The 4,314-nt window shown below is 54.8% G+C and carries 3 protein-coding genes and 2 rRNA genes; 3 read left to right on the top strand and 2 right to left on the bottom strand.

Translation table 11 applies throughout. From position 1 onward, the window contains the following. From HMPREF1144_RS26115 to HMPREF1144_RS26125, 3 genes are all read left to right on the top strand, one after another. A 23S ribosomal RNA gene (locus HMPREF1144_RS26115) occupies positions 1–142 on the top strand; the annotation flags it as partial. A gap of 70 nt (positions 143–212) precedes the next feature. Next, a 5S ribosomal RNA gene (gene rrf / locus HMPREF1144_RS26120) occupies positions 213–328 on the top strand. Between the two features lie 683 nt (positions 329–1,011). Further along, positions 1,012–1,329 carry a hypothetical protein gene (locus tag HMPREF1144_RS26125; RefSeq protein ID WP_004098189.1) on the top strand — a complete coding sequence of 106 codons (318 nt, stop codon included), beginning with the start codon at positions 1,012–1,014 and terminating at the stop codon, positions 1,327–1,329. 39 nt (positions 1,330–1,368) lie between these two features. Here the strand turns inward: HMPREF1144_RS26125 and HMPREF1144_RS26130 are convergent, their stop codons facing one another. Further along, positions 1,369–2,493, bottom strand: a complete 1,125-nt coding sequence (locus HMPREF1144_RS26130; protein ID WP_004098191.1) for an ABC transporter permease — start codon at positions 2,491–2,493, stop codon at positions 1,369–1,371. Further along, a partial coding sequence (locus HMPREF1144_RS26135) for an ABC transporter permease (protein ID WP_009654532.1) occupies positions 2,493–4,314 on the bottom strand: 1,822 nt, incomplete at its 5' end. The genes HMPREF1144_RS26135 and HMPREF1144_RS26130, both read right to left, overlap by 1 nt.

Genomic DNA, 4,314 nt, shown 5'->3' on the forward strand with positions numbered 1-4,314 from the left:
GAAACTTGCCCCGAGATGAGTTCTCCCTGACTCCTTGAGAGTCCTGAAGGAACGTTGAAGACGACGACGTTGATAGGCCGGGTGTGTAAGCGCAGCGATGCGTTGAGCTAACCGGTACTAATGAACCGTGAGGCTTAACCTTACAACGCCGAAGATGTTTTGGCGGATTGAGAGATTTTCAATACAGCTTGATACAGATTAAACAGAATTTGCCTGGCGGCGACAGCGCGGTGGTCCCACCTGACCCCATGCCGAACTCAGAAGTGAAACGCCGTAGCGCCGATGGTAGTGTGGGGTCTCCCCATGTGAGAGTAGGGAACTGCCAGGCATCAAACAAGTGAAGAGCCCATCCTGACGGATGGGCTTTTTGCGTTTTTGTCGCCTGAGAAATCCCGTGTAAAAGCCCGGCAGGGATCGTTTACCAGACCTTTGTCACGATAGGGCATACGCAGTACTTAAGCGAAATAAATATCCATCGCTTTGAAATGAAAGGTTTTTTGTACTTTACCTGGCGTCACAACGAGAACGATGAATTGTGCGGAGAGCTTGCCGGCAAAATCACTGAATGCCGTGACGGCGAATAGCATAGATCTATCTAAATCTCATTTTTATCGAAAACTCATCAGCCAGGAATTTATTTTGTGAATAAAATAATTCTATGGAAAATGTGTTTTTATTAGCGCGAACGTTATATGAAAATAAAGATAAACGCGTTTCTGAATATTTAATAGGAATTATATTAAGAATATTACTCACATAACGCTTAAGTTATTCTAAAGTCATCAGGTTAACAAGTAGATACGAAACTCTCTCCCCTGCCGAGCCCACTGGCATAATAGCTGGACTTTTTCTGCGAAATGACTTAGTGTCCTTAACACTTTGTTAACTCGATCTGGTTTAAGTTAATTCAAATTTGCTAAAAATATAGGGTGCATTGCCTGTATGGAAGCTAACCCGGTAACGTCTTTTGACGAATAGTGCATGTTACCGGCTGGCAATATGAGAATATAAATGAAATTTCTGATTAACTGGCCTCCTTTGCGCCAACTGATACATTATATCCGGGAGCGTTTTACCTTTCTGGTCCTGCTCTGCTGGCCGGCGATTATCTGGCTGGTTTGTCGGGCGCTTGTCTGGTTAACAGATGGACTGATGGTTCTGCTGGGAAAACCCACCGATCACTCCTTTACCGTCTATCTTCAGCCGCTTATGACGCTAAGTGCGCTGCTGAGAATTTCCGTCAGCTGGGTGCTGCTGCTGTTTATCCTGTTCAGCATGGCGATGGGATTCACCTGGGCTCTGCGGCGCTTTATGAATCGCCATAAATAGCGCCGATGCTGCGACCGGCAGAGCGACATCGGTATTGCCTCAGGCCATTTCCCCGATCGTCTTACGAAAACGCAGTAGGGCGATAGTAAAAAACACGCCACCGATAGCCAGCAGCGTCAGAAACTGCGGCCAGACGATAGAGAAATCAGCGCCTCGATAAAGAATGGCCTGCGCCAGGCTGACAAAGTGGGTCGTCGGCATGGTGAGCATAATATCCTGTACAGCCTGCGGCATACTTTCCCGGGGCGTGGAGCCGCCGGAAAGCATCTGCAGCGGCAAAAGCACCAGAATCATCAGCAGCCCCAGCTGCGGCATGGAACGCGCCACCGTGCCCATAAAAATGCCGATTGAGGTGGTGGCAAACAGGCTCAGGGCCACCCCAAGCATAAAGAGCGGTATCGAACCTTCTATCGGTACCTGCAGCACGCCCTGAACCATCAGGATCAGGGAGAGTCCGGAAACCACCAGCACCACCAGCCCCATTGACCATATCTTCGCCATCATGATTTCAAACGGCGTGACCGGCATAACCAGCAGGTGCTCCACGGTACCATGTTCCCGCTCGCGTATCAGCGCCGAACCGGTCAGCACGATCGCCAGCATGGTGATATTGTTGATAATTGCCATGACGGCACCGAAACGCTCCTGCTCCAGGTTCGGATTAAAACGCATCCTGACGGCCAGCTCAACCGGCAGCGTGCCGTTGTCCCGGTAGCGGGCGACAAAGCTGTTCACCTCGCCGGTGACGATATTCTGGATATAGCTATTGCCGGTAAACGCCTGGCTCATTCGCGTCGCGTCGACGTTAACCTGTAGCGCGGGCTGGCGTCCGGCCAGAACGTCGCGCTGGAAATCCGGCGGAATATTGATGGCGAAAGTATAGCGCCCCGCATCCAGTCCGGCGTCCATCTCATCAGCGGTGATCAGCGCCGGCGGCAAAAACCAGGGCCGGTAAAAACCATTGATAATACGCGATGAAAGCTGCGACTTATCCATGTCGGCAATAGCGATGGGCGCCAGATGCAGCGAACCCGGCATAACGGTCGCGGAGGAGTAAACCGAGACGGTAAAAGCAAAGACAATCAACGTCAGCATCGCTTTATCGCCCAGCAGGCTGCGTAGCTCTTTCATCCCCAAATTATAAATATTGCGTAGTCCACGCATTATCCCTCCTGTTTTTTCAACAGCCACACGCTCAGGCCCAGCACCAGCGGAACCGCGATAAGCAGCGGAATAAAGGATCCCCACAGGTCGGTCAGATTCAGCGCTTTGGAGAACGTTCCTCGCGCGATGGTCAGAAAGTGGCTGGTTGGATAAATCTGGCCAATCCAGCGCCCGGGTCCTTCCAGCGAGGCGACGGGGTCGATCATCCCGGAAAACTGCGTCGCCGGGATAAGCGTAATGATCGCGGTGCCGAAAATCGCCGCAATCTGGCTTTTCATAAAGGTTGAAATCAGCAGGCCAAGTCCGGTGGCGATAGTGACGTAGAGCAGCGCGGCGAGGGTGAGCGTCAGAAAACTCCCTTTGTGCGGTACGCCAAAAACAAAGACCGACAGCGCGCAGAGCAGGAAGAAGTTGAACATCCCCAGCACGATATACGGCACCTGTTTACCCAGCAGAAATTCGCTGCGGGTGGTTGGCGTCACGTACAGATTGATAATTGAGCCGAGCTCCTTCTCGCGGACCACGCTGAGCGCGCTGAGCATCGCCGGGATCATCATCAACAGCAGCGGAATCACCGCCGGTACAATCGCCGGCAGGCTCTTCACATCCGGGTTATAGCGATAGCGGGTCTCGATGGAAATCAGTGAGGTATCGCGATTGGGGCTGGCCTGGCGACCGGCCATCTCCTGCAGCCAGGCCAGATGCATGGCCTGCACGTAGCCGCGCACCGTCTCCGCGCGGTTCGGCATCGCGCCGTCCACCCACACGCCAATCTGCACCGGCGTTCCCCGGGCGATATCGCGGCCAAAATTGGGCGGAATTTCGATCGCTACCGCCAGCTCGCCGTCGCGCATTCTTCTGTCCAGCTCGCTATAGCTTTGCAGCGGCGGCTGTTCGATGAAGTAGCGTGAGCCGGCGATATTTTGCGACCAGCCCCGGCTGCTGACGGTCTGGTCGCGGTCGAGCACCGCAAACCGCAGATCTTCGACGTCCATACTGATCCCATAGCCCATGATAAACATCAGGATCACGGTGCCGAGCAGGGCCAGGGTCGATCGCACCGGATCGCGGCGCAGCTCAAGCGCTTCGCGGCGGCTGTAGCTAAACAGGCGCTGCAGACTGAACGCCTGACGCGGTGCCACGCTTTCGGCTTTATGTTCCATCGCTGGGACCGGTGCAGCCTGCGCATCAGGCGGCTGCGCGGCATCCGCCGCTTCCTGTAGCCAGGCGATAAACGCCTCTTCAAGGCTGGCCGATCCGCGCTGTTCGACCAGCGCCTGCGGCGTATCGCTGGCCAGCACTTTTCCGGCATGCATCAGCGAAATGCGATCGCAGCGTTCCGCTTCATTCATAAAGTGGGTGGAGATAAAAATGGTCACCCGGTCCTGACGCGCAAGATCGACCATCAGCTGCCAGAACATGTCCCGGACTACCGGATCGACGCAGGAGGTGGGTTCATCAAGGATTAACATTTCCGGGCGGTGGATCACCGCGACCGCCAGCGAGAGCCGCTGGCGGATACCTAGCGGCAGCGAAGCGGGCAGGGTGTCCTCAACCTCTTCCAGCATAAAGCGCTGGCTCATTTCGGCGATCCGTCCGGGGATCTCCGCATCCGGGATGTGGAACAGGCGGGCATGCAGCTCGAGGTTTTGCCGTACAGTCAGTTCGCTATAAAGGGAGAAGGCCTGCGACATATAGCCAACGCGGCGGCGGGTTTCGATATCCCTGGGGTCGACCGGCTGGCCAAATAGCCACGCCTCGCCTTCGCTGGCCGGTAGCAGCCCGGTCAGCATTTTCATGGTTGTTGATTTGCCGCAGCCG

This window comes from Klebsiella sp. OBRC7 (genome assembly GCF_000293135.1).
Taxonomy (GTDB): domain Bacteria; phylum Pseudomonadota; class Gammaproteobacteria; order Enterobacterales; family Enterobacteriaceae; genus Klebsiella; species Klebsiella michiganensis.